Genomic DNA, 26171 nt, shown 5'->3' with positions numbered 1-26171 from the left:
ACGGGCCGCGCGGGCTCACCCGAGCGCCCGCTCCACCTCGTCGAGCGCGGTGCTCGGCGCGAGGTGGGCGTAGCGCATGACCGTCTGGATCGACGCGTGCCCGAGGACCTCCTTGACCCGGACGAGCGAGACGCCCCCCTGGACGAGCCACGAGGCACACGTGTGGCGGAGCGAGTGGAAGTGGATCTCCTCGGCGAGGCCGGCCGCCCGGCGGTACCGGAGGAACGCCTTCGACGCGTACTCCTTGTTGACCCGCCCCCCGCCAGCGCCGACGAACACGAGCGCCTCGCGGTCCCCTCTCCCCACCGACTCGAACGCCCGGACGGCCGGGCCCGCGAGCGGGACCGACCGGTCCCTCCTGCTCTTGGTCCGGGCCGCCGCCCGGTTCCGGACGACGAGGCGCCGGGACTCGAGGTCCACGTCGGCCCAGCGGAGCCCGACGAGCTCCCCGAGCCGGAGCCCGGTGTACACGGCGACGGTGACGAACGGGATGAGCCACGCGACCTCGCCCTCGTTGGCCTCGCCGGCCGCCGACCGGATCGCGCCGACGAGCCGGCCGAACTCGTCCCGAGTCAGCCAGTGCGGGAACACCTGCGGGCCGCGCGGGACGTCGACCCGGTCGGTCACCACGTCGTCGGCGAGGCCCTGCCGGCGGCACCACCGGAAGAACGCCTTGAGCCGGGTGAAGTACGCGTCGCGGCCCGTGTCGTTGAGGTCGCGGGCGCCGAGGAAGGCGAGGACGTCGCGGGGCCGGACGTCCCTCAGGAGCGGGTCGCCGACGTGCGCGACGAGCCCGTCGAGGACCGTGTGGTAGAGCCGGAGCGTCGCCGGGGCCCGGTGGGCCTTGGCCTCGAAGAAGACCGCGACGGCCTCGGACAGGCGGGTGGGCGGGGCCTCGGGAGGGGCCCAGGGGTCGAACCGGCCCTCGGCGTAGTGGACCTCGAGCCGGCGGAGCGCCGCGCGGGCGGCGGCCTCGTCGCGGGTCCGGAGAGGGACCGTCTTCCGGGCGGGCGACTTCGTCTTGTCGTGGAACCGGGCGTAGTAGCTGCCCTTCGAGCGGTGGAGCCGTGCCATGGGGCTGCGGGGCTGTCGCAGCGCTTGGAACCCCGTGCGACCGGCGGCGGCCGTTGACCACATGTTGACCGTTCGGGGGCCCGGCGGTGGCCGGGACGGCGGTCGGCGTGGGAGCCCGAAGCGAAGAGACCGGCTTTCCAGGGGTCTGGAGGCCGGTCTCGGGAGCCAACGGTCGGATTTGAACCGACGACCTGCTCATTACGAGTGAGCTGCTCTACCCCTGAGCTACGTTGGCGTGGCCGGCGGCGGGCGCCAGCGGGTGCGAAACCTACGACGCCCCGCCGGGCCCGCCAACCCGCCCCTGGCCGAAAACACCGTGAACCGCCGCCCATGTCCCCCCGCTCGATCGCCCTCGCCCTCCTTGTGACGGCCGCCCTCCCCGCCGCCACGCAGACCGGCCACGTCCCGCTCGTCCAGCACGCCGACGGCCGTGCCCACGAGGTCCTCGACGGCGCCTGGCGCGTCGTCGTCGACCCGTACGACGTCGGCTACCGCAACATCTTCGACGAGCCGCTGACCACCAGCTGGTTCGCTCACGACGCCCAGGAGACCGAACGGTGGGACCGCCTCGAGTACGACTTCGACGCGGCCGACGCGCTCCACGTCCCGGGCGACTGGAACAGCCAGCGGCCCGAGCTCTTCCTCTACGAGGGGACGGTCTGGTACCGCCGCCGCGTCCGGCTGGCCCGTGCCGAGGACGAACGGCTGATCCTCCGGTTCGGCGCCGTCAACGCCCGCGCCCGTGTGTTTTTCGACGGCGACCTCCTCGCCGAGCACGAGGGCGGCTACACGCCGTTCGACGTCGAGATCACCGACCACGTCGGCGCCGAGGCGGAGGACCATTCCCTCGTCGTCATGGCCAACGACACGCGGAGCAAGGCGGGCGTGCCGATGGACAACATGGACTGGTGGAACTACGGCGGCATCACGCGCTCGGTGCGGCTCCTCCGCCTGCCCGCGACCTACGTCCGCGACTACAGCGTCCAGCTCGACCCCGAGGCGCCGGAGGAGATCGTCGCCTGGGTCGCCCTCGACGGTGCCCGCCTCGGGCAGCGCGTGAGGGTGGCCATCCCCGAACTCGGCGCCGAGGCGAGCGCGCAGACCGACGCCGACGGCGTCGCGCGCCTCCGCCTCCCGTTCCGCGGCGAGCGGTGGGCGCCCCTCGACCCGCGCCTCTACGACGTCGTGGTCGAAGCCGAGACCGACCGCGTCGAGGACCGGATCGGGTTCCGGACGGTCGAGGTCGACGGGGTCGACGTGCTCGTCAACGGCGAGCCCGTGTTTCTGCGCGGCATCTCGATCCACGAGGAGGCGCCGTTTCGGGGCGGACGTGGGCTCACGCCCGACGAGGACCGCCAGCTCTTGGAGTGGGCGACGGAGCTCGGGTGCAACTACGTCCGCCTCGCGCACTACCCGCACAACGAGGCCATGGTCCGCGCGGCCGACGAGATGGGGCTCCTTGTGTGGAGCGAGATCCCGGCCTACTGGGCCCTCGCCTGGGACGACCCGGCCACGTTCGCCAGCGCCGACCAGCAGCTCCGCGAGATGATCACGCGCGACAAGAACCGGGCGGCCGTCGTCCTGTGGTCGGTGGCCAACGAGACGCCCGTCTCGCCCGCCCGCACCGACTTCCTCACGCGCCTCACGGAGACCGCGCGCGCCCTCGACCCCACCCGCCTCATCACGGCCGCCGTCTTCGCCGACCACGAGCGCCAGCCCGACGGCTCGACCGTCTTCCGCGTCGAGGACCCGCTGGCCGAGCACCTCGACGTCGTCGGCGTGAACGAGTACGTGGGGTGGTACGACGGGCTGCCCGACAAGATCGGGACGATCCGCTGGGAGGACACGGTCGGGAAGCCGCTCGTGCTCTCGGAGTTCGGGGCCGGCGCGCTCTACGGCCTCCGCGGCGACTCGCTCACGCGCTGGAGCGAGGACTACCAGGCCTACCTCTACGAGGAGCAGCTCGCCATGCTCCGGGACGTCCCGTTCCTGCGCGGCCTGAGCCCGTGGATCCTCATGGACTTCCGGAGCCCGCGCCGTCCGCTCCCGACGATCCAGGAGTTCTGGAACCGGAAGGGCCTGCTGTCCGAGCGCGGCGAGCGGAAGCTGGCGTTCGGCGTGCTCCAGCGGTTCTACGCCGAGGTCGCCCGCGACTGGCGGCCCTCCCCCACCGGCTTCTAGCCCCGCCCGCCTCGGCGCCGAGGCGGGCGACCCGGCCACCGGTTCCGCTCGCTCTTCGCTGCCGAGCGCCCCGGCCGGCGGGATCTTGACCCGACCCCGCTCTGACCGATGGCCCTCCTCTCCTTCGACCGCGTCCGCAAGGACTACGGCACCAAGCCGCTCCTCGACGACGTCTCGTTCGTCGTCGAGGCCGACGAGAAGGTCGGCGTGATCGGCGCGAACGGGGCCGGCAAGTCGACGCTGCTGCGGCTGGCGACGGGCGCCGAGCCTCCGGACGCCGGGCGCGTGATCGTGACGCCGGGGGCCCGCATCGGCGTGCTGGAGCAGCGGCCGGACCTCGCGCCGGGGGCGACCGTCCTCGACGCCGTCGTGGCCGGCGACGGGCCCGCGGCGCAGGCCGTCCGGGACTACGAGCACGCGCTCGCCCGCCTCGACCGCCAGCCGGACGACGCCGACGCCGTCGCGGCGGTCACGCGCCTCTCCGCCCGCCTCGACGCCGTCGGCGGGTGGGACCTCGAGGCGCAGGCCCGCGCCACGCTCGACCGCCTCGGCCTCGAAGACCCCGACGCCGTCGTCGACACCCTGAGCGGCGGGCAGAAGAAGCGCGTGGCCCTGGCGCGGGCGATCGTCGAGCGGCCCGACCTCCTCGTCCTCGACGAGCCGACGAACCACCTCGACACCGAGACCATCGAGTGGCTGGAGGGCCTCCTCCGGTCGTGGACCGGCGCGCTCCTCCTCGTCACGCACGACCGGTACTTCCTCGACCGCGTCACGAACCGGATGCTGGAGGTCGGCGGCGGCGACGTCGCGCGGTACGTCGGCTCCTACTCCGACTACCTCGAGCAGAAGGAGGCGCAGGCCGAGGTCGAGGCGGCGGAGGAGGCCAAGCGCCAGAACCTCGCCACGCGCGAGCTCGCGTGGCTGAGGCGCGGCGCCAAGGCCCGCACCTCGAAGTCGAAGGCGCGGATCGACCGGGCCCACGCGCTCCTCGACGCCAAGCCCGAGGCGGGGCCGGGCGACATCGAGATCGACTCGGTCGCCACGCGGCTCGGCAAGAAGGTCATCCAGCTCAAGGGCGTGGCGAAGGGCTGGGACGGCGAGCCGCTCTTCTCGGGCCTGACCTACGAGGTCGCCCGCGACGACCGGCTCGGGCTGATCGGCCCCAACGGGTCGGGCAAGACGACGCTCCTCGAGATCCTCGCCGGGCGGCTGGCGCCCGACGCCGGCACCGTCGAGGTCGGCCCGACGGTGTCGGTCGGCTACTACGACCAGGAGAGCCGCGCGCTCGCGGCGGCCCAGAGCGAGGGCGGCGACCAGCGGATGATCGACTACGTCGAGGAGATCGCCGACAACGTCCGGCTCTCGGACGGGGCGGTGATCACGGCGGCGCAGATGCTGGAGCGGTTCCTCTTCCCGCGCAGCCAGCACTACACGCCCGTCGGCCTCCTCTCCGGCGGCGAGCGGCGGCGGCTGTACCTCCTCCGCGTCCTCCTCGGCGCGCCGAACGTGCTCCTCCTCGACGAGCCGACGAACGACCTCGACATCCCGACGCTCCAGGCGCTCGAGGACTACCTCGACACGTTCGCCGGCGCCGTCGTCACGGTCTCGCACGACCGCTACTTTTTGGATCGCACCGTCGGGCACCTGCTGCGGCTGGACGGGGACGGCGGCGTCCGCGAGATCCCGGGCGACTACTCGGCGTGGGCCGAGATCCAGACGCGCGAGGCGGTCGCGCGCGAGGCGAAGGCGGCCGCCCGCACCCCGGCGCCGGCGCCCGCCTCGGCCCCTCCGCGGGAGGAGTCGACGCCCGGGCCTGCCAAAAAGAAGCTCTCGTACAACGAGAAGCGCGAGCTGGCGATGCTCGAAGAACGGATCGCCGCGGCCGAGGCCCGCCAGCCGGAGCTCGAGGCCGAGCTGGCCGAGCACGCGACCGAGGCGGACACGGTCGTCGCCCTCTCGAAAGAGCTCGCCGAGCTGGGCCGCCAGCTCGAGGCCGACGTCGACCGCTGGGCCGAGCTCGCCGAGCGGGCCTAGCGGACCGTCCCGTCGGCCGACGGCGGCCGCGCCGGGGCCGTCCGGGCGGTCGTGATGAGCGCGACGGCGGCCACGACGGCCGCGCCCGCGGCGATCACACGTGGCCCCATCGGCTCGTCGGCCAGCGCCCACCCGAGCAGGACCGCCACGACCGGGTTGACGTAGGCGTAGGTCGAGACCTTCGCCGGCGAGGACACCTTCAAGAGCCACACGTACGCCGAGTAGCCCACGATCGCGCCGACGAGGACGAGGTACGCCAGCGCGAGCGCCGACCGGGCCGAGACGGCGCTCACGTCCAGCCGCTCGCCCAGCCCGACCCCGACGAGCAGCAGCAGCGTGCCCCCGGCCAGCATCTGCATCCCCACGTTGAGGAGCGTTGAGTCGGCCTTCGGGGCGCCCCGCTGATAGACCGAGCCGACGGCCCAGCAGAACGCCGCCGCCGCGACCGCCAGCGCGCCCACCGTGTCGACCGGCTCCCCGCCCAGGTCGCTCGGCCCCACGAGCAGGACGATCCCCGCCACCCCGACCGCCAGACCGGCGACCACGGACGGGCCGGGGCGCTCGCCGCCGGGCCGGAGCGCGTCGAGGACCACCATCCACATCGGCGTCGAGGCCACGAGGAGCGCCGCGATCCCGGACGGGATCCGCTGCTCCGCCCACGTCACGCCGCCGTTGCCCCCCAGGAGCAGCAGCGCCCCGACGATGGCGGCCGTCTGCCACTGGGGCCGCGTCCCCGGCCCGGCGCCGCGGGCCCGCGCCCACCCGTAGATCAGCGTGCCCGCGCAGAGGAACCGGACGCCGGCCATCGTGAACGGCGGCATCGTCTCGATGGCGAACCGGATGCCGAGGTACGTCGAGCCCCAGATGACGTAGAGCGCGGCGAAGGCCGCGAGGACCGCCCCGAGGGGCGCCGCCGAGTCGTCGGACATGGAGGGGGTGGAGGGACGCCCGATGCTAGCCCTCCCCCACCGACGGCGGCGCGGCGCGGCGCCGTCCTCACCGCGTCTCCCCGCCCTAGTCGCGCGGCTCGCGGCGGGGCGGAACGCAGGGGCCGGACGTCCGCGGCTCGCCGGTCCGCGGGTCGTCCGGGAGGAGGGCCATCTCGCGCGTCATCCGCTCGGGGTCCTCGGACGCCTGGTACACCAGCATGGCCGCGAGCGTCGCGTTCTGCTTCAGGTCGTCGAACACGATCTTGTCGTAGGTGTCGAGGTTCGTGTGCCAGGTGTACTGGCGGTACTCGTCGTACGGCGACTGGAGGCGGAGGACGGGCGCCCCGGTGCACACGAACGACGTGTGGTCGCTGCCCCGGTTGTTCTGCTCGCCCGGCACCTCGACGGTCACCTGGGCCTGGATCTCGGTCGGGACGGCGGCCATCCACGCCGGGAGGTGCTTCGCCGTGTCGAGGAACCCCTGGCCCTCGATCCGCTCGAACCGCCACGTCCCGTTGTCCTGGTTGAACCCGACCTGGAGCCCCGCCACGACCTCCGGGTGGTCCTCCCGGAACGCGCCGGACCCGATCAGCCCCATCTCCTCGGCGCCCCAGTGGCCGACGAGGATGGTCCGCCGCGGGGCGGGGTACGTCTCCCGGAGGATGCGCATGGCCTCGAGCATGGTGATGGTGCCGGTCCCGTTGTCGGTCGCGCCCGTCGCGGCGTGCCACGAGTCGAGGTGCGCGCTGAGGAGCACGTACTCGTCGGGGAGCTCGGTCCCGCGCACCTCGGCGATCACGTTGAACTGGGGGACGACGCCCAGGTCCTCGGCCTCGGCGTCGACGCGGAGGTGCGGGGCGTGGCCCGAGGACGCGAGCCGGGCGAGCAGCCCGTAGTCCTCGCACGACACGTCGAGGCCCACGGCGCGCTGGTTGTCCGTGCTGAACACCTTGTTGGCGCCCCATCCGCCCGACCAGCGCGAGCTCAGCGTGCCGGCGATGCCCGCGTCTTCGAGCGCCTGGGTCCGCTCCTGGGCCCCGCCGAGCGCGGCGTATCGCCCGGCCCAGTCGGCCCGGGCGGCGTCGCGGAGCGAGTCGAGGCGAGCGACCGTCTCGGGGCGGGCGTTCGCCTCGAGCTCCTGGGGGGCCCGGCACATCGGCTCCGGCGCGTCGAGGAGCACGAACGCGCCCTCGACCGTCGCGAGCCACGCCTCCACCGTCTCCTCAGTGAGGTCCGCGGGCGGCATCACCACCGGGCCCTCGACCGGGCCGTCGGTCCCCGGGCTCCACGCCAGGAGCTCGGCCACGAGCGGCTGCACGCGGGGCGCGATCATCTCGACGTGGAGGGCGCCGGGCTGCCACGCGTTCCACGTCCCGTACTCTTCCTTCCGGACCGGGACGCCCCACGCCTCGTAGGTCTCGACGAGCCAGTCCTGCGCCTGCACCAGCCCGGGCGAGCCGGCCAGCCGCGGCCCGATCACGTCGACGAGGTGGTGAGCGAGAGCCTCGGTCTGCGAGCGCTCCATCCCCTCCGTCCAGATCTCGCGGATCACCGGGTCGTCGGTGGGGAAGTGCTGCGCCGAGGCGGGCGCAGCCGTCAGGAGGACGAGCGCGAGGACGGCCGAAGAAGCGAGACGGAGCATGGCGAGTCGGTCGGGGAGGACGGCAGGTCGGCCCCGAATCTAGCGGAGCGTTCCGACCGACCGCCCTCGTCCGCTACGCCGGGACCCCGACCTCCTTCCGAACGACCGGGGCCACCTCGGTCCCGAACCGCTCGATCGCCCGCAGCACGTCCTTGTGGTGCAGCGGGCCGACCGTCAGCTGGAGCAGGTGCCGGTCGTGTCCGAAGATCTCGTGCTGGTACAGGATCTTGTCGATCACCTCCTGCGGGCTCCCCAGCACGAGCGCGCCTTCGAGGCGGAGCTCCGCCGCCATCTGCGCGGCCGACGGCGGGGGCCACCCGCGCTCGCGGCCGATCTGGGCCATCCGCTCCGTGAACGGGCCGAGCGCGACCTCGGCCGCCTCGCCGGCCGTCTCGCCGATGAAGCCGTGGCCGTTGATCGACACCTTCAGCGCGTCCGCGTCGTGCCCCGCCTCGGCGGCCGACTGGCGGTAGAGGTCGACGAGTTGGCGGAACCGGGCCGGCTGCCCGCCGATGATGGCGATGGCGAGGTTCAGCCCCAGCCGCCCCGCGCGCGCCACCGAGGCGGGCGTGCCGCCGACGGCGATCCACACGGGCAGCGGGGTCTGGACCGGCCGCGGGTACACGGCCTGGTCGTTCAGCGGCGCGCGGAGCCGGCCCTTCCACGTCACGCGCTCCGACTCGCGGAGCTTGAGGAGCAGGTCGAGCTTCTCGGAGAAGAGGGTGTCGTAGTCGCGGAGGTCGTAGCCGAAGAGCGGGAACGACTCGGTAAAGGACCCGCGGCCGACGAGGATCTCGGCGCGCCCGTTCGAGAGCTGGTCGAGCGTCGCGAAGTCCTGGAACACGCGGACCGGGTCGTCGGACGAGAGGACCGTCACGGCGCTCGTCAGGCGTATCCGCTCCGTGCGGGCCGCGGCGGCGGCGAGGACCACGGCCGGGGCCGACGCCGCGTAGTCCTTCCGGTGGTGCTCCCCGACCCCGAACACGTCGAGGCCGACCTGATCGGCGAGGGCGATCTCCTCGAGGAGGTCGCGGAGGCGGGTCGTGTCGGTGCCGTCGGGCGGCACCTCCGCAAAAGAGAAGAGGCCGAGCTCCATCGTGCAATTGGTTGTTCCGACAGGCAAACGTCCGACGCGGCCGTCGGGTCCCCGCGACGGCCCGCGTACCTTCGCTCTCTCGTCCCCCTCTCCCCTCGTGATCCGGCTCCGCGGCGTCGCCAAACGGTACGGGGCCGCCGTCGCGCTCCACCCCACCGACCTCGACGTGGCGCGGGGCGAGACGGTCGCCCTCCTTGGCACGAGCGGCGGCGGGAAGTCGACGCTGGTGCGGTCGGTGCTGCGCCTCATCGTCCCCGACGCCGGGACCGTCACGGTCGACGGGACCGAAGTGACGGCGGCGACGGTCGGGGCGGTCCGTCGGCGGGCGGGCTACGTGATCCAGGGCGGCGGCCTGTTCCCGCACCTCACGGGCCGCGAGAACGCCGCGCTCGTCCCGCGCCACCTCGGCTGGGACGCCGCCCGCCTCGGCGGCCGGCTGGAGGAGCTCGCCGAGCTCGTCCGTCTCGACCGGGCCCTCCTCGACCGCTTCCCCGCCGAGCTCTCGGGCGGCCAGCGCCAGCGGGTCGCGCTCCTCCGCGCGCTCGTCCTCGGGCCCGACCTGCTCTTGCTCGACGAGCCGCTTGGCGCGCTCGACCCCGTCACCCGCGAGGCGCTCCAATCCGACCTCCGGCGCCTCATCACCGACCTCGGCGCGACGGTTCTTTTGGTCACCCACGACCTCCGCGAGGCCGCCGTCCTCGCCGACCGCGTGGGGGTCATGGACGGCGGGCGGATCGTCCAGCGCGGGACGCTGTCCGAGATCGCAGACGCGCCCGCGACGCCGTTCGTGGAGGCGTTCGTCGAGGCCCAGCGGTACGCGCTGCCGTGATCCGGGCCGTCCTTCTCTCTCTGCTGATCACCGGCGTCGCGGGGGCCCAGGACACCGAGGTCGTCGTCGGGTCAAAGACGTTCACCGAGGGCGTCGTGCTGGGCGAGGTCGCGGCACAGGCGGCGCGGGGCGCGGGCGTCGAGGCGACGCACCGACGGGAGGTCGGCGGAACGCGCGTGCTGTGGAGCGCGCTGCTCCGCGGCGACCTCGACGCCTACCCCGAGTACACCGGTACGCTCGCCCAGGAGATCTTCTCGGGGGAGGACGTGGCGACCGACGACGCGCTGGCGGAGGCGCTCGCCCGCGAGGGGATCCGGATGACGCCGCCGCTCGGATTCAACAACACGTACGCGATCGGGATGGCTGAGGACCGGGCCGAGGCGCTCGGCATCGAGGCGGTCTCCGACCTCCGCACGCACCCCGACCTCCGGCTGGGCTTCTCGAACGAGTTCCTCGACCGCGCCGACGGCTGGCCCGGCCTCCGCGACGCCTACGGCCTCCCCCAGCGCGACGTCCGCGGGCTCGACCACGACCTCGCCTACCGCGCCCTCGCGGCCGGCGACCTCGACGCCGTCGACCTCTACTCGACCGACGCCGAGATCCCGTACTACGGCCTCCGCGTCCTGGACGACGACCGCGCATTCTTCCCACGCTACGACGCCGTCCTCCTCTACCGCGCCGATCTCGAGGACCGCGCGCCCGACGCCGTCGCCGCCTGGCAGCGTCTGGCCGGCACCCTCTCCGCCGACTCGATGGCCGCGCTCAACGCCCGCGTCAAGCTCGACGGCCAGCCGGAGGCCGTCGTCGCCGCCGACTTCCTCCGCGGGTCCGTCGGCCTCGACGCCGAGGTGGAGGTGGCCGGCCGGGCCGAGCGCGTCTGGCGGCGGACGAAGGAGCACCTCGCGCTCGTCGGCCTCTCCCTGCTGGCGGCGATCCTTGTCGCCGTCCCGCTGGGCATCGCGGCGGCGAAGGTGCGGGGGCTGGAGGCGCCCGTGCTCGGGGCCGTCGGCGTGGCGTACACGATCCCGTCGCTGGCGCTCCTCGTGTTCATGCTCCCGCTCGTGGGCATCGGTGCGGCGCCGGCCCTCGCGGCGCTGTTCCTGTACAGCCTCCTCCCCATCGTCCGCAACACGCACGCGGGGCTCACGGGGATCGCGCCCGGTCTGCAGGAGAGCGCGGCGGCGCTGGGCCTGCCCGCCTCGGTGCGCCTGTGGAGGATCGAACTTCCGCTCGCGGCCCCGTCGATCCTAGCCGGCATCCAGACGAGCGCCGTCATCAACATCGGGACGGCGACGCTGGGCGCGCTCGTCGGCGCCGGCGGCTACGGCCAGCCGATCCTCACGGGCATCCGCCTCGACGACCTCGGGCTGATTCTGGAAGGGGCCGTCCCGGCCGCCGTCCTCGCGCTCCTCGCCCAAGGCCTATTCTCGCTCCTCGGCCGGGTCCTGATTCCGAGGGGCCTCCGGCTCTAGGGCGCGCCCGCTCCCGGGCGATGACAGCGAGAGGCGACGGAAGGGAACTCAATCCGTCGGCGGGACCATTCCAGATCGCCCCCTCCCCCTTCCCCCATGCCCGTCCCTGACGCCCTCCTCCAGCGCCTCGCCGAGGTGGCCGACCTCGCCCACGCCGCCGCCGTCCTCGAGTGGGACCAGGAGACGTACATGCCCCCGGGAGGCGCCGAGGCCCGGGGCCGGCAGGTCGCCACGCTCCGGCGGTTCGCCCACGAGCGGTTCGTCGACGAGCGGGTCGGCGAGTGGATCGAGGCGGGCACGGCCGAGAGCGACCTCGACGCGGCGCTCCTGCGCGTGACGGCGCGCGACTGGCGGCGGGCGACGCTCCTGCCGTCGCGGCTCGTGTCGGAGAAGGCCGAGGCGTCGGCCCGGGCGAAGGGGGCGTGGAAGGCGGCCCGCGAGGCCGATTCCTTCGAACTCTTCGCGCCGCACCTCGAGCGGATCCTGGCGTTGGCGCGGGAGGAGGCCGACCTCGTCCGCCCGCTCGTGGCCGAGGAGCGGGGGCCGGGCTACGCGCCGTCCGGTGCTGACGCTCGCTACGACGCGCTGCTCGACGCCTTCGAGCCCGGGGCCTCCGCCTCGGGAGTGGCCGCTGTGTTCGCCGAGCTCCGCGAGGGCCTCGTGCCGCTCGTGGCCGCCGTCGCCGGGACCGAGCCACCCGACGACGCGTGTCTCCGCCAGCCGTTCGACGCCGACGCCCAGTGGGCCTTCGGGCTCGACGTGGCCCAACAGCTCGGCTACAGCCTCGACCACGGCCGCCAGGACCGCTCGGCCCACCCGTTCACGACCGCCTTCGGCGCCACCGACGTCCGGATCACCACGCGCGTCGACCCCGATTTCTTCCCGACGGCGTTCTTCAGCACGATCCACGAGGCCGGGCACGGGATCTACGAGCAGGGCTTCGCGCCGGAGTTGGCCGGCACGCCGCTGGCGGACGGCGCGTCGCTCGGCGTCCACGAGAGCCAGTCGCGGCTGTACGAGAACCTCGTCGCCCGGAGCGCGCCGTTCTGGACGTGGGCCTATCCCATGCTGGAGGCTCGATTCCCGCATCTCCAGGACGTGCCGCGCGACGCCTTCGTCCGCGCCGTCAACCGCGTCGAGCCGTCGCTCATCCGCGTCGAGGCCGACGAGCTGACGTACCACCTCCACGTGCTCCTCCGGTTCGAATTGGAGCGGGCGATGCTCTCGGGCGACCTCGCCGTGAGCGACCTTCCCGGCGCCTGGAACGAGCGGATGACCGAGTCCTTCGGGATCGCCCCACCGACCGACGCCGACGGGTGCCTCCAGGACATCCACTGGTCGCTCGGCGCCGTCGGCTACTTCCCGACCTACACGCTCGGCACGCTCATGAGCGCCCAACTCTGGACGGCCGCCGACGCCGACCTCGGCGGCCTCGACGCACAGATGGAGCGAGGCGAGTTCGATCCGCTCCTCGGGTGGCTCCGCGAGCACGTCCACCGCTGGGGCCGCGCGAAGACCGCCGGGCAGATCCTCCGTGACGCGACCGGAAGCGACCTCGACGCCGGGCCGTGGCTGACCTACGCACGGGAGAAGGTCCAGCGCCTCTACGGGGTAGGCGCGTGACCGGAGAGGCGGCACGCGCGACCTTTGACGGGTCCACCCCGTCCGCCGATGCGCCCGTTCGTCCTCCTCACCCTCTCGCTCGGGCTCGCCGCGTGCGGGGGCTCGTCGGCCTTCGCCCCGGCGACGCCCGAGGCCGCCGCCTACCGGGCCGCGCTCCTCGACCTCCGCGAGGCCGACCAGGCCCCCCGGACCCGCCTCGTCGATCTCCTGGAGCGGTACGACCGCGCGCCGCCCGACTCGCTCTACCGCCCGCTCGCCCGCGAGGTCCAGGCGGCCGACTCCGTCAATCTGATCCGGCTGGAGGCGCTCGTCGACGAGCGCGGGTGGCCGCTCGCGAGCGAGGTCGGGACGTGGGCGGCCGGGGCCGCGTGGCTCGTCGTCCAGCACGCGCCGCTCGACGTCCAGTTGCGCTACGAACCCACGATCGCCGACGCCGTCGAGGCCGGCGAGGCCGAGCCCGTCTGGCTGGCCTACCTCACCGACCGGATCCTCGTGCGCCAGGGCCTCCCGCAGCGCTACGGCTCCGAGCAGCGGACCGACCCCGACACCGGCCAGCGGGCGTTCTACCCGATCGAAGACCCGGCCGCAGTGGACGCGCGGCGCGCGGCGGTCGGGCTCGACCCGATCCGCGAGTACGCACGGCGGATCGGCGTGCCGTACCCGCCCGAGCAGTAGCCCCGTCCGCCTCGGCGCCGAGGCGGGGTCAGTCGTCGTAGAGCATCGCGACGGCCGTCATGTTCTTCCCGCCGAGACCGGCCTCGGCGGCCCGCTCGAACTGGGCGCGCGCGGCCGATACCAGCGGGGCAGCCGACTCGGCCTCGGCGGCGACGTGGAGCGCGTAGCGGAGGTCCTTGTCGAGGAGGTCGACCGGGAAGAGCGGGTCGTGCCGGCCGTCCGCCATCAGCCGCATCGCCGTCGCCACGACGGGCGCGGCGGCGGGCGTCGCGCCGAGGACCTCGGCGGCGGTGGCCTCGTCGACCCCCGAGCGCCGGAGGACGGCGAGCAGCTCGGCCGCCGCCGCCACGCCGACGCCCATCAGTGCGTTGACGGCCAGCTTGACGAGCGCGCCGGTCCCGGTCCCCCCGACGTGCTGGACGCTCTTGCCCATCGCCTCGAACGCCGGCCGCGCCGTCTCCAGCGCGTCGGCGGCGCCGCCGACGAGGACGACGAGCGTGGCGCCCTCGGCCTGCGGGCGGGACCCCGAGACCGGCGCGTCGAGCGGCCGCCCGCCCGCCTCGGTCACGAGGCCGGCCCACTCGCGGACCCAGCCCGGCGACACCGTGCTCATCTCGGCCGCCACGGCGCCGCTCTTCATTCCGGCGAGCGCCCCGTCGGGGCCGGTCCAGACGTCGCGGCTCGCCCGGTCGTCAGTGACCATCGCGATCACGAGGTCGGCCGCCTCGGCCGCCTCGCGGGGCGTCGCGGCGACGGCGGCGCGCTCGCGGAAGGCGTCGGCCGGGCCGTCGGATCGGTTCCAGACGGTGAGGTCGTGGTCGTCGAGGAGGTGGGCGGCCATCCGGGCGCCCATGGCGCCGAGGCCGAGAAAGGCGATCTGCATGGGAGGGGTCGTGAGTGAGACCCGAGGGTCGGGAGGAGGCCGGCGCTCGCGCCTGAACCTTGATTCAGAAACGGCGGCCCGGCGGCGGATCCTTGAGAGGTGGACGTCGGTCACGCCCAGGTAGCTGGCCAGGTGATACGGCGCTGCGCCGCTCGAACGCGGAGCGCAACGCGGAGCGCAACGCCGCGCGCGGGGCCGGCCCAAGGCCGACCCAGCGAGCCACGGCGGCGTCGAACGGCGAGAGGGCACCGGGGGGCATGCCCCTTCGAAGCCCCTCCGGCGGACCGGTTTCCGGTGGACTGGGCTAGCGGGCCACCGTCAGCGTCTGCGTGACGGCGGTCCCGCTGTCCGGGTGCCGGACGCGCACGGCATACACGCCCGGCCCCTGGCCCGAGAGGTCCAGCCGGACGGGAAGCAGCCCCGGCCGGTCGGCCGTGAGCTCGCGCGTGGAGACGAGGCGGCCGAGCACGTCGAACACGTCTACCGTGTGGCGCCCCTCGCGCCCCGTCTCGACGACGACGGTGGTCGTACCCGAGGTCGGGTTCGGAGCGATGGAGGCGATGCCGAGCGTCCCCGGCGGCGTCATCCCGCGGACTTCGTCTTCGGTGTCGAGGCGGAGGTCGCGCGTCCAGGCGAACCCGCCCGACCCGAGCACGAGGCCGGCGAGCTGGCCCGTCCGGGGCCACCCGGCGACCGTGGCCCGCACCGTCCACGCGTCCTCCTTCGCGACGGCGGCCTGAAGGCCGACCGGCCCGGCGTAGAGCTGCAGCCGCGTCGGGAGCTCCGCCCTGCCGAGGGAGTCGAGGCGAATGCCGGCCTCGGTGCGCACGCGGAGCGTGACCTGACCGTCGGGGGCCACGAGGAGCGCGGCGGCCGGCGCGGCGGGGTCGAGCGACGTGCGGACCATCACGCCCGCCGTCGCGTCGATGGTGCCGTCGACCGTGGCCGAGACGGCGCCGCCCTCCGCCAGCGGGCCGTAGACGAACGGGGCCGCGTCGACGTCGCCGAGCGAGGCCGGTCCATAGAGCACGAGCGCGCCGTCTCTCGACGTCGCGGGGTCGAACTCGGGGCCGTCGCCGATCCGGCCCGCGACCGTGCCTTCGGGGGAGCCGGCGGTGGTCCCGAGGTCCACGCGGACCTGCGGCTCGACGAGGCCGTTCGTCACCCGGAGCCCGTCGGCCTCGACGGCCACGAACACGACGCGGACGCCGCCCGGCTCCATGAGCACGCGGGGGTAGACGACCGGCTGCCACACGCCGTCGATCAAGACCTCGACCGTGACTCCCTCCGGGATGGCGTCGAGGCCGGGGAGGAGAACGCTCCGCACGCGGAGCCGCCGGCCAAACCGGGCGACCCCGTCGGTCCAGATCGGCGTGGTCGCAGCGAGGACGGCCCCGGGCGCCGCCAGCAGAAGCGCGACCGACGTCGACACCCGAATCCCCTCGCCATCGGTCACGCGGGCCGTCGCCTCATAGAACGCGACCTCCCCATCTTCCCCGTGCGGGAGCGCGACGAACGAGGCCCGTGCGCCCTCGGCCCGGAAGAAGCCTGGGTGCTCGTGGACGTTGTGGACCAGCCGGACCTCCCACTCGACCTCGAGCGCCTCGGCGGGCTCATAGGGGTCCGTCACCTCGGCGTGCAGCGGGACGAGCTCGTTGCCGTACACGACGCGCGCGGAGGGCTCGACGACCGTGAGCGTCGGCGCCGCGCGGCCCACACGGACCGGCACTGTGGCCTGCGACTCGCGGCCCGCCTCGGACGTCACGGTCAGCGTGGCCACGTAGGCACCGGGCTCCTCGTAGACGTGCACGGGGTCGGGGTCGCTCGAGACAGCGCCATCGCCGAAGCTCCAGCCATAGCTCAGCGCCCCGCCCTCCGGATCGAGCGAGTCGGCGCCGCGGAACTGGACGGCGAAGGGCGCCGCGCCCGTCCGGGCGTCGGCCGTCGCGCGGGCGACCGGGGCCGTCGGGCCGCCGCCGGCGTGGCGGAGGTGCAGGAGCCGGCCGTTGTAGAGGTCGGCGAGGACCAGCGCGTCCTGGGCCGGATCCATTTCGACGTCGACGATCCCCGCCGCGCCCTCGATGATCCGCTCGGCCCCCTCGAGCTGGCCCTCGGCGAACCGGCCTGCCGACAGCCAGCCGATGGCGAAGTCGGCGAAGACGAAGGCGCCGCGGTACGCCTCTGGGTAGGCCGCCCCGGTGTAGAACGCGCCGCCCGTGATGGAGTTGGCCGTGACGCCGGGGGGCGCCGAGCGCTCTGGGTAGTAGTGGTTCCAGACGGCCGCCGGGAGCGTGAACGCGCCCGTCCACGGCCCCTCGCAGTCGAAGCCGGCGGGCGCGGTGGCGGCGAAGGCAGGGACCAGGGCCGCCCCTTCGTAGCACGGCCACCCGTAGTTCTCGCCCCCCTCCGAAACGTCGACTTCCTCCCACGTCCCCCACCCCACGTCGCCGATGACCAGGCGGAGGCCGTCCGCCTCGGGGTCGATGGCGAACCGGAACGGGTTGCGGAGCCCGAGCGCCCACACCCGCGAGGCCCAGTCTGCCGGGTCGCCCGTGTAGAACGGGTTGTCGGGCAGGCCGAGGCCGGTCTCGGGGTCGATCCGGACGATCTTCCCGTTCGGGCTCGAGAGCATCTGGGACCGGAAGGCCCCGACGTCGACGGCCGGGTCCGCCCGGCCCTCGGCGAAGCAGTCGGGCTCGTTGCCGCCGACGTCGGCATAGGCGGCGTGGCCCGCGTCGCCGAAGCTGAGGACGAGCGAGCGGTCGGGCGCGAAGAGAATCGTCCCGCCCGCGTGGAACGGGAGGCAGACCGGGACCCCGTCGTCGTAGCTCTCACCGAGGAGGATCGTCCGACTCGCGGAGTCGGCCTGCCAGAGTCCCGGCCCCGCCATCGTGTAGCGCGTCACGCGCCCGACCCCGAACGGCGTCTCGCGATCGAGCGTCGTCCGGTCGTACGCCGTGTAGTAGAGGTAGACGTCGGGCCGCTCCGGGAAGTCGGGATGGAGCGCGATCCCGAGAAGCCCCCGGTCGCCGCTCGAGACGACCTCCGTGTGCAGGTCGAGGACGACCTCACTGCGGACCGTCCCGTCGGGCTCGACGCCGAACACGTAACCGCGCTTGTCGACCACGTAGTAGCCGCCGTCGGGGCGGACGGCGACGTCGGTCGGGAAGAGGAACGCGCCGTCCTCCGTGAGCGGCTCGAGGTAGAACCCCTGCGCGTGGGCCGCTGCGACGGCCAACCAGAGGGCGGCGAAGAAACCGATCGATCGGGTCATGTGGGGATCATATCCACATTGACCCCTCGGCAGAGCCCCGAGCCGGGGCAATCCGGCGTCTCTTCTCACCGCGCAAATGGCCCCTTCTCGCACCCGCCTCCCCCACCTCGGCGCCGAGGCGGGCGGGGCTACGCCTCCCGCATCGCGAGCGCCGGGCTCGTCCGCGCCATCCGCCACGCGGGGTACACGCCGGCCAGGAGCGCCGCACCGACCGCCAGCGCCACGGCCTGGACCAGCACGCCCGATGAGACCGTGAACGCCAGCGTCCACCCGAACGACCGGACGTTGACGACGAACACGAGGACGGCCGCCAGCGCCAGCCCCAGCGGGACCGCCAGCAGCCCGGCCCAGAGCCCCATCAGCCCGGTCTCGGCGAACACCATCTTGCGGACCTCGCCCGGCGTCATGCCCTGCGCTCGGAGCATCGCCAGCTCGCGACGCCGCTCGAGCTGGAGCGCCATCAGCGCCGACAGGACGCCGACGAACGCGACGGCGACGGCCAGAAGCCGGAGCACGCTCGTCACGACGAACGTCTGATCGAAGATCTCGAGGCTCGCCTCCCGGAGGTCCCGGTTGGAGCGGACCGTGACGTCCTGGGCGGAGGCCTCGGCGAGCCGCCGGGCGCGCTGGACGAGGTCGGGGGGGTCGACGCCGGACGCGGCGGTAAGGGCGATGCCGGTGTAGCCGGGGTCGCGGAAGGCGGCGAGGAACGGCCGCTCGTCCATGAGCACGACGCCGAGGTCGTTGCCGTAGTCGTAGTAGACGCCGGCGATCGGGTAGGTCCGCGTCCCCCGATCGGTCGGGAGGCGGAGCGTGTCGCCGACGCCGACGCCGAAGCGGAACGCGAACGGCTCGCTGACGGCGACCGCTCCCGCGGCGGCGCTCTGGGCAACGGCCTCGGCCGAGCCCTCCTTGTAGCGGTTTACGCCGGCGCGGACCTCATCGAGCCGCGCCACGACGAGGTCGAAGGGGCCGCTGTCGTCCTCGATCGTCCGCACGCGGATGGCGTCGGCGCGGGCGACGCCGGGGAGCGCGGCGAGGGCTTGGGCGAGCGAGTCGTCGAGGACGGCGCCGCCGCGGCGGAAGACGGTCGCCGGCGGCTGGACGTAGACGTCGGACTGGAGGACGGCCCCGAGCCAGTCGGCCACGGTCGTGCGGAACGACGAGACCATCGTCGCCACGCCGACCGTCGCGGCGACCGCCACGGCGAGCGCGGCGACGGCCACGGAGGTCCGACTGAGGGACGCCGAGACGCCGCGCGCGGCCATCCGCCCGACGGGCCCCAGCAGCGCCCCGAGGACCGGCCGGGCGAGCGCGGCCCAGGCCCGCGTGAGGTAGGGGACGAGGAGCGCGGTCCCGGCCAGGATCCCGAGCATCCCGGCGTACGCGCCGGGCACGCCGGCCGGGACCAGGAGCACCAGACCCCCGAGCGCGAGCACGCCGAGACCCCACACCGCGAGCCGTCCGGCGCCCTCGGCGAACCGATCTTCCTGGGTCGACCGCCGCAGCGCCGAGGCGGGCGCGGTCGAGGCGGCCTCCCACCCGGGCCGGAGCGCGCCCACCACCGTCGCCCCCAGCCCGAGCGCGACGCCCTTCAGGAGCGCGACGGGCGACAGCGCCAGCTCCCGCACGCGGACCACGAAGTACAGGTCGCCGATCGTCTGCGTCACGAGCCGGACGAGGCCGGTCCCGAGCAGCACGCCGAGGGCGAGCCCGATCGCGGTCCCCACGGCGCCGATCACGAGCGCCTCGCCGAGGATGGCGCGGAACACCTCGGCCCGCGTGACGCCGAGCGCGCGGTACGTCCCGAGCACGCGCCGCCGCTGCACCACGGCGAACGTGACCGTGTTGTAGATCAGGAAGACGCCGACGACGAGCGCCAGCAGCGACAGCGCGGTCAGGTTGAGGCGGAACGCGGCCGTCATCGTCGCGAGGGCGTCGGCCTGCGTCGACGCCGGGCGGACCTCGGTCCCCTCCGGCAGGAGCGCCGCGACCCGGTCCACCTCGGCGTCGAGGCGGGCGGGGTCGTCGGCCGGGAGGATCAGGTCGATGCGGGTGAGCGTGCCCGCGTTCGGAGCTCGAGGGTCGGCGTCCAGCGCGGACCCTGACGGGGCCTCTGCACGCGTCGTCATCCCGAACCACTCCTGCGCCGTCGCGACGTCGGCGACAAGGAGGTTCTGGAGCGCGCTCTCGGAGCGGTCGTCGTCGGGCTGGAGGAGGCCGACGACGTGGGCGACCTCGGGGCGGCCGTCGACGGCGAGCCCCAGCGTGTCGCCGACGGCGACGCCGAGCTCGGCGGCCGTCGCCTCGGAGAGGAGCACGGCGCCGGGGACGGTCAGGAACGTGCCGGCGTCGAGGCCGCTGCCCGGCCCGCCGACGAACGGCCGGAACGCGGCCTCGGCGAACGGGTCGACGCCCAGCACCGACACGACACGCTCTGGCTGGCGGGCCACGCGCGCGGCGCCCTCGACGACCGGCGCGACCTGCGCCACGCCGGCCTCGGTCACGAGCCGCGCCACGAGCGCCCCGTCCACGCCGCCCGGCCCGCCGACGACCTGGTGCGTCGCCGTCCCGGTCACGGCCTCGCCCGACAGCTCGAAGGCTCGCAGCGCGCTCGTGTTGGCGAGGTCGACGGCCACGCTCACGGCCACACCGAGCGCCACGCCGAGGACGGACAGCGCCGTCAGCAGCGGGTGCCGGAGCAGGTAGCGTCGGCTCGAGCGGGCGAGGGGCATGGGGGGACGGCCGGGGCCGCGGGGTACGCCACCGCTGGCGGCACGGGTTCTCCTGACCCTGCCCGCCTCGGCGGCTCTCGTGGCGAAGCCGACGGTCCGAGAGGGCCCAGCCAGATTCGGTCCCCTCAAGGAATGCGTTCATCCTGAGCGAATGCGAAGGATCTCATCGAACGCGACCGCCACGCTCCTCGGAGCGCCACGGCGGCCGGCGCGAGATCCTTCACTGCGTTCGGGATGACAAGCCCTCCCTGCTCGCCTCGGCGCCGCGGCGGAGGAGGCCGGGCCGAGGCTCCCTGCCTCTTGCCTCGTCCCCCTCGCCTTTCCCCTACGAGTCCGCTGGCGGCGTCCAGCGGAGGACGGTGAGCTGGCCGGTCCCGTCGCTGCCGTAGACGTAGCCGCCCGGCGACGGCAGCGTCGCGCCCCAGTTGCCGTCCATCGCCACGTCGTCGTTCTTCGGGTACGTGTCGTGGTGGGCGACGACGGCCGGGTTCGCGAGGTCGGCCAGATCCAGCACGTAGACGCCGGCCGAGTAGTGCGACAGGAACGCGTAGCGCCCGCGGACGAGCACGTTGTGGGCGATCCGGTTCGCCCCGAGCCACTCGCCCACGAGCTCCGGGTTCTCGGGGGCCTCCACGTTCCACACCTTGACCGTCTTCTCGGCCGTCTCCTCCGTCGTGAGGACGTGCCGGCCGTCGTCGGTCGGCCAGATGTTGTGGACGTAGCCGGCGTTCGGGACCGTCACGCGGCTGACCAGCTGGGGCGCGCTCTTGTCACTCAGGTCCCAGATCGAGTACGTCGGGTTCCGCCCCTCGGCGACGTAGGCCCGGTCTTCGTGGGCGTACACGTCGTGGACGTCGCCGACGTCGAGCCGGGCGACGACCTCGGGAGCGACGGGGTCCGCCAGGCTGAGGACGTAGACCGACTCGCCGTCGGAGTCGAGCACGTAGGCGTGGCCCGTGGCCGTGTCGATCGACAGGTTGTGCGACGAGACGAACGCGTCGTCGGGGCCGCGGACGACGGCGACCTCCTCGACGCGCTCCGGGAGCCCGCTGAGGTCGAGGATCTGGAGGCCCTCGCTCGGCCCGTAGGCCTCGGTCACGACGTAGGCGTAGCGCCCGTACGTCTTGATGTCGCGCCAGTACCAGCGGGCGTCGTTCGTGGGACCGGGCACACGGGCGACGACCTCGAGCGAGGGCACGGCGACGACCGAGACGCCCTCGATGTCGCCCATGATGGCGTACTCGGCGCCGTCGGGCGCGACGTAGCCCCACACGTCGGAGCCGCCCGTCTCGAGCGAGTCGGTGACGATGGCGGGGAGGTCGACGGTCCCGATGAGCTCGAGCGTCTGGGCGCTGACGGACGCCGTGAGGAGGAGGACGGCGGCGAAGAGGCGGATCATGGCGGTGGTGACGAGGTCTCCTCGGAACGTACGGCCTCGGCGCGGCGCGGCGGCAGCGGGGCGCGGTATCCGATCAGCAGCCCGATCGCGCCGACCGCGATGAACGCGACGATGCGGACGAGCGCCTCGGCCTGCGAGAGGTCCACGAGGAACAGCTTGAGGACGACGGCCCCGAACACCGCGGCGCCGAAGAACCACAGCCCGCGGCTCTCGCGGCGGACGGCGGCGACGGCCAGCACGAGGGCCAGCACGGTCCACGTGACGGCCAGCGCCGCCTGCGCCGTCGACGACGTGTACAGGCCGTCGGCGGTCCACGGCGCGGCGCCGAGGGCGTGAGCCCCGCGGAACACCTCGACGGTGAGAGCGCCGAAGCCGAGGGCGCCGACGAGGACGTCCAGCGCGCGCCGCCAGTCGGGGAGCACACGCCACGCGGCCCGGAGCCCGAGGAGGATCGCGATCGTCGGCAGGCCGAGCGGGTTGAGGGCGGGGAGCGTCGGGAGCGGATCGGCGGCGCCGGCGCTGGACCACGACCCGAGCGTCCATAGCGTCGCCGCCAGCACGAGCCCGGCGACGCTCCACTCCCACGTGCGCGCCGCGGCGGCCGTGGCCGGGATCCGGACGGCCAGGAGGAGCCCGACCGCGATCACGGCGCCGGCCGCGCCCGTTGCCCACCCGCCCGCGGTCGCGGCGCCGACGGTGTCGGCGAGCGCCCAGGCGAGGACGGCGACGGCCAGCCAGACGGTCCCCATGAAGGCCGGCGCTCGGAGCCGGTGCGCCCGCTCGACGCGGAGCGCGAGCCACGCCACGGCGAACACGGCGAGCCACGCGAGGCCTCGCCACTGGGCGACCGCGTCCGCCTCGGTGACGAGCGCGACGCCCCAGAGCGCCCACCCCGCGCCGACGAGCCCGAACGACGACGCCCGAAGCGCGGCCCACCCGAGCGCGCGCCCGAGGCCGAGGAAGAGGGCCGCCGAGAGGGCCGCCGCGCCGAGCATCGCCGCCAGCTGGTGCCGCTCGGCCGCGAGGTCGAGCACGTGGACCGCGGCCGTCGTGGTCCACCAGAACAGGGCGAAGCCGAGGAACGCGCGCGCGGCGAAGCGCTCGACGCGGTCCCACCGCGGACCGGCGAGGACGGCGGTGTGCTCGGGCTCGCCCCCCTCCGCCTCGGCGTCGAGGTCGGCGGACCCAGCCTCGGGCCGGGGGCGGAGCACGTAGGCCGAGAGGCCGAGGCCGAGGGCGACGATCCAGCCGGTGAGCGTCTCGGGCAAGAACGTGCCGGACGGCGCGAGGACGCCCTCGACGAACAGGAACGTCGCGGCGACGGCCTGGAGCGCGAGCCCGCCGAGGCGCATCCACCGCTTGCCCTGCCGGCCGCCGACCCACACGAGCCCGGCGCCCTCCAGCACCCACATCGCCCCGAACACGACGCGCTGGAAGGCCAGCGGAAGCGCCAGCGTCGCGAACGCGAGGCCGATGGCGAGGAACGCGTCGGCGAGGAGCCGCACGCCGGCGCGCTGGCGCAGGAGGCCGGCGCCGACGAGGTACACGACGGCCAGCACCGCCGCGCTCCACGCCCGCCCGAACGGGACGACGCCCTCGACGAGGCCCGCCTGGAGCACGAACGTCGCCGCCGGGAGGCCGAACACGAGCGCGCCGTCGACCGCGAGCGCCCGCTCCGGCGTCGCGCCCGTCTTCGCCGTCCGCAGCGCGAAGCGAACCGCCAGGGCGAGGTAGATTGCGAAGTTGAGGACCACGAACGGCTGGACCGACGCGAACCACTCGGGCCGATAGCTCAGCCCGCCCCACAGCCCCCCCGTCACGAACGTCGACAGGAACCCGACGACGGCGACCGACCGCCAGCCCTTCGCCCACGCCGCGCCGAGCACGCCGAGGTTGAGGAGCGCGTAGTAGCTGAGGAGCAGGACGTGGTTGCCCTCGGCCGTCCCCGCCAGCACCGGCGCCGCGAACCCGCCGGTCACGCCGAGGACCGCCAGCCCGGGCGCGTTCTGGACGACCGCCAGCGCGCCGCACGCGACGGCCACGACGCCCATCAGCACGATCGCCAGGAGCGACGGGAGCAGCCCGTAGAGCGCGTACGCAGCGTAGACCGTGAGGTAGAGCGTCGCCACGCCGCCGCCCTGGAGCGTGAGGCCGAACCCGGGCGTGCCCCTTCGGAGCCGCCAGCCGAGTGCGACGAACCCGAGCCCGACCGCGGCCACGAACGCGAGCCGGACCTCGACCGAGATCACGCCCTGCGCCACGGCGTAGCGGATCAAAAGCCCGAGGCCGACGAACAGGATGAGCAGGCCCATCCGCGCGAACAGGTTGCCGCCCGTCGCGAAGTCCCACGCCCGGCGGAGCGGCGGTGGGAGGTCGTCGAGCGAGAGCGACGGGAGCGACGGCCGCGCCCGCCTCGGTCGGTCGGTCGGGGGGCGCACCCGCCGCGCCGGCTCGGGAGGCGTGCCGACGTCGGGCACGTCGAGAACGGGCACGTCGGCGGCAGGCGGGGCCGAGGCGGCGAGTGGGGCCGAGGCCGCGCCCCGCTCCAGTGCCTCGACGCGCTGCCGGAGCGCACGGAGCCGAGCGCCGTCGACCAGCCGCAGCGCCACGAGCACGCCGACGGCGAGCGCCAGCACGGCAACCGACTCGTCATTTGTCTCCGCCGCGGCCCACAGGGCGACGAGGACGAACAGGGCCGTGAGGAGGAAGCGGAGCACGCGCACGGCCCGAAGCTAGATGCGGGCTAGCTTGGCGTCCCCGTCCGATTGCACCATGCGCCTCGCCGCCCTCCTCGCGCTCGTCGGCCTGTCGGCCCTCGCCCCCGGGGCCCACGCCCAGCCCGACCCGTCGGCGCCCTACGCCGAGGCCGCCGCCCGAATCACCGAGGCGGCCCTGGCCGACAGCGCGGCCTACGACCGCGTCGCCCACATCGCCACGACGTTCGGCCCGCGCCTCTCGGGCTCCGACGCGCTCGAGGCGGCCCTCGACTGGATCCTCGACGCCATGCGCGCCGACGGGCTCGAGGGCGTCCGCGGCCAGCCGGCGCTCGTCCCGACGTGGGTCCGCGGCGAGGAGTCGGCCACGCTCGTGACGCCGCACGGCGAGTTCGACCTGCCGATGCTCGGCCTCGGCGGGAGCGTCGCGACGCCGCCCGAGGGCATCGAGGCCGAGGTCCTCGTCGTGACGTCGTTCGAGGAGCTGACGGAGCGCGCCGACGAGGCCGCCGGGCGCATCGTCCTGTTCGACGTGCCGTTCACGACGTACGGGCAAACGGTCCAGTACCGGACCGCGGGGGCCGCCGCGGCGGCCGAGGCCGGGGCCGTCGCCAGCCTCGTCCGGTCGGTCGGGCCGAGCGGCCTGAGCACGCCGCACACCGGGACGATGCGCTACGGCGAGGGTATCCCCGAAATCCCGCACGCCGCGCTCACGATCGAGGGCGCCGAGTGGCTCCACCGGATCCAGGCCCGAGGCGAGCGCCCGGTCGTCCGCCTCACGATGGGCGCCGAGACGCGGGCCGACCGGATGTCGCGCAACGCGATCGCGCAGGTCACGGGCCGGGAGAGTCCGGACGAGCTGGTGATCCTCGGCGGCCACATCGACTCGTGGGACGTCGGGCAGGGCGTCCACGACGACCTCGCGGGCTGCGTCGTGACGTGGGAGGCCGTCCGCCTGCTCCACGATCTCGGCCTCCGCCCGCGCCGGACCGTCCAGGTGGCGCTGTGGACGAACGAGGAGAACGGGCTCCGCGGGGCCCAGGCGTTCCGCGACTCGCTGGGCGACCGCGTCTCCCACATCCAGCTCGCGTTGGAGAGCGACAGCGGCCTGTTCGACCCCGTCGGGTTCGGCTACTCCGGCGGCGAGGGGGGACGCGAGCTCCTGGCGGCGCGCGTCGAGCCGCTCCTGGAGGGCCTCCTCAAGACGGACGCGGACGCCGGCCCGGCGGGGATCACCGAGGGCGGCGGCGGTGCCGACATCGGCCCGATGATGCGCGACGGCGTGCCCGGCCTCAGCCTGCGGACCGACAACGGCGACTACTTCGTCTACCACCACACGCCGGCCGACACGATCGACAAGCTGGACCCGGCGCACGTCCAGCGCGCCGTGGCCGCGACGGCGATCCTGATCTACGTCGCCGCCGAGATGCCGGAGCGGCTCCCGCACGGTACGTCGGCCTCGAATTAGCCGGGTGTCCCCGCCTCGGCGCCGAGGCGGGGACACCCGGCGGACGTTTGCGCTGCTCTTGCCAAGCTGCCCCCCCTCCAGGCCGGCCCACCCTCATGGAACGCCCCCGTCCCGCCCGCTCCGCCGAGGACGTCTCCGCCGAG

At 74.4% G+C, this 26171-nt stretch carries 16 protein-coding genes and 1 tRNA gene; 7 read left to right on the top strand and 10 right to left on the bottom strand.

Annotated elements, in window-relative coordinates; genetic code table 11:
• Positions 1-15 precede the first annotated feature (15 nt).
• Positions 16-1074: a tyrosine-type recombinase/integrase gene (locus BSZ37_RS07625; protein WP_179299517.1), complete on the bottom strand. Its 1059-nt coding sequence runs from the start codon at positions 1072-1074 to the stop codon at positions 16-18.
• Positions 1075-1237: 163 nt separating this feature from the next.
• Positions 1238-1309 (bottom strand) — tRNA-Thr (locus tag BSZ37_RS07620).
• 95 nt (positions 1310-1404) lie between these two features.
• On the opposite strand from BSZ37_RS07620, the gene BSZ37_RS07615 reads away from it, so the two are divergent.
• Positions 1405-3255, top strand: coding sequence for a glycoside hydrolase family 2 protein (locus BSZ37_RS07615; RefSeq protein ID WP_095509978.1), 1851 nt, complete (start codon positions 1405-1407; stop codon positions 3253-3255).
• Between the two features lie 108 nt (positions 3256-3363).
• Entirely contained in the window at positions 3364-5289 is a 1926-nt protein-coding gene (locus tag BSZ37_RS07610) for an ABC-F family ATP-binding cassette domain-containing protein (protein ID WP_095509977.1), read from the top strand.
• On the opposite strand, the gene BSZ37_RS07605 is transcribed toward BSZ37_RS07610, so the two are convergent.
• From BSZ37_RS07605 to BSZ37_RS07595, 3 genes are all read right to left on the bottom strand, one after another.
• Complete coding sequence (locus tag BSZ37_RS07605) at positions 5286-6218, bottom strand: EamA family transporter (protein ID WP_095509976.1); 933 nt, start codon at positions 6216-6218, stop codon at positions 5286-5288. The genes BSZ37_RS07610 and BSZ37_RS07605 overlap by 4 nt on opposite strands.
• An 85-nt stretch (positions 6219-6303) precedes the next feature.
• Positions 6304-7860: a M20/M25/M40 family metallo-hydrolase gene (locus tag BSZ37_RS07600; protein ID WP_095509975.1), complete on the bottom strand. Its 1557-nt coding sequence runs from the start codon at positions 7858-7860 to the stop codon at positions 6304-6306.
• A gap of 73 nt (positions 7861-7933) precedes the next feature.
• On the bottom strand, positions 7934-8956 hold the full coding sequence (locus tag BSZ37_RS07595; RefSeq protein WP_095509974.1) for an Atu2307/SP_0267 family LLM class monooxygenase: 1023 nt from the start codon (positions 8954-8956) through the stop codon (positions 7934-7936).
• Positions 8957-9053: 97 nt separating this feature from the next.
• Between BSZ37_RS07595 and BSZ37_RS07590 the strand changes: the two genes are divergently transcribed.
• From BSZ37_RS07590 to BSZ37_RS07575, 4 genes are all read left to right on the top strand, one after another.
• Positions 9054-9785: an ATP-binding cassette domain-containing protein gene (locus BSZ37_RS07590; RefSeq protein WP_095509973.1), complete on the top strand. Its 732-nt coding sequence runs from the start codon at positions 9054-9056 to the stop codon at positions 9783-9785.
• Positions 9785-11257, top strand: a complete 1473-nt coding sequence (locus BSZ37_RS07585; protein WP_179299787.1) for an ABC transporter permease/substrate-binding protein — start codon at positions 9785-9787, stop codon at positions 11255-11257. Before BSZ37_RS07590 ends, BSZ37_RS07585 begins: the two co-directional genes overlap by 1 nt.
• Positions 11258-11353: 96 nt before the next feature.
• Positions 11354-12880, top strand: a complete 1527-nt coding sequence (locus BSZ37_RS07580) for a carboxypeptidase M32 (protein ID WP_095509971.1) — start codon at positions 11354-11356, stop codon at positions 12878-12880.
• Between the two features lie 48 nt (positions 12881-12928).
• Positions 12929-13555 carry a DUF6624 domain-containing protein gene (locus BSZ37_RS07575; RefSeq protein WP_095509970.1) on the top strand — a complete coding sequence of 209 codons (627 nt, stop codon included), beginning with the start codon at positions 12929-12931 and terminating at the stop codon, positions 13553-13555.
• A 28-nt stretch (positions 13556-13583) separates the two neighbouring features.
• Here BSZ37_RS07575 and BSZ37_RS07570 read toward each other — a convergent pair whose 3' ends face one another.
• From BSZ37_RS07570 to BSZ37_RS07550, 5 genes are all read right to left on the bottom strand, one after another.
• A complete protein-coding gene (locus BSZ37_RS07570) occupies positions 13584-14438 on the bottom strand; it encodes an NAD(P)-dependent oxidoreductase (protein WP_095509969.1) in 855 nt (284 codons plus the stop codon).
• 304 nt (positions 14439-14742) lie between these two features.
• Positions 14743-17712 carry a PQQ-dependent sugar dehydrogenase gene (locus BSZ37_RS07565; RefSeq protein WP_095509968.1) on the bottom strand — a complete coding sequence of 990 codons (2970 nt, stop codon included), beginning with the start codon at positions 17710-17712 and terminating at the stop codon, positions 14743-14745.
• A gap of 128 nt (positions 17713-17840) precedes the next feature.
• Positions 17841-20447 (bottom strand): ABC transporter permease, encoded by a 2607-nt coding sequence (locus BSZ37_RS07560; protein ID WP_095509967.1) that lies wholly within the window; start codon positions 20445-20447, stop codon positions 17841-17843.
• A gap of 325 nt (positions 20448-20772) precedes the next feature.
• The gene (locus BSZ37_RS07555; protein WP_095509966.1) at positions 20773-21846 is read right to left on the bottom strand and encodes a choice-of-anchor B family protein; all 1074 of its coding nucleotides are present in this window, start codon (positions 21844-21846) and stop codon (positions 20773-20775) included.
• Positions 21843-24563, bottom strand: coding sequence for a DUF2339 domain-containing protein (locus BSZ37_RS07550; RefSeq protein ID WP_143537587.1), 2721 nt, complete (start codon positions 24561-24563; stop codon positions 21843-21845). Before BSZ37_RS07550 ends, BSZ37_RS07555 begins: the two co-directional genes overlap by 4 nt.
• A 55-nt stretch (positions 24564-24618) precedes the next feature.
• On the opposite strand from BSZ37_RS07550, the gene BSZ37_RS07545 reads away from it, so the two are divergent.
• Entirely contained in the window at positions 24619-26028 is a 1410-nt protein-coding gene (locus BSZ37_RS07545; protein ID WP_095509964.1) for a M20/M25/M40 family metallo-hydrolase, read from the top strand.
• The last annotated feature ends 143 nt before the right edge of the window (positions 26029-26171 follow it).

It is taken from the genome of Rubrivirga marina, assembly GCF_002283365.1.
Lineage (GTDB): Bacteria > Bacteroidota > Rhodothermia > Rhodothermales > Rubricoccaceae > Rubrivirga > Rubrivirga marina.
Note: the sequence above shows the minus strand (reverse complement) of the source record. Positions and strands in the feature narration are given on the sequence as shown.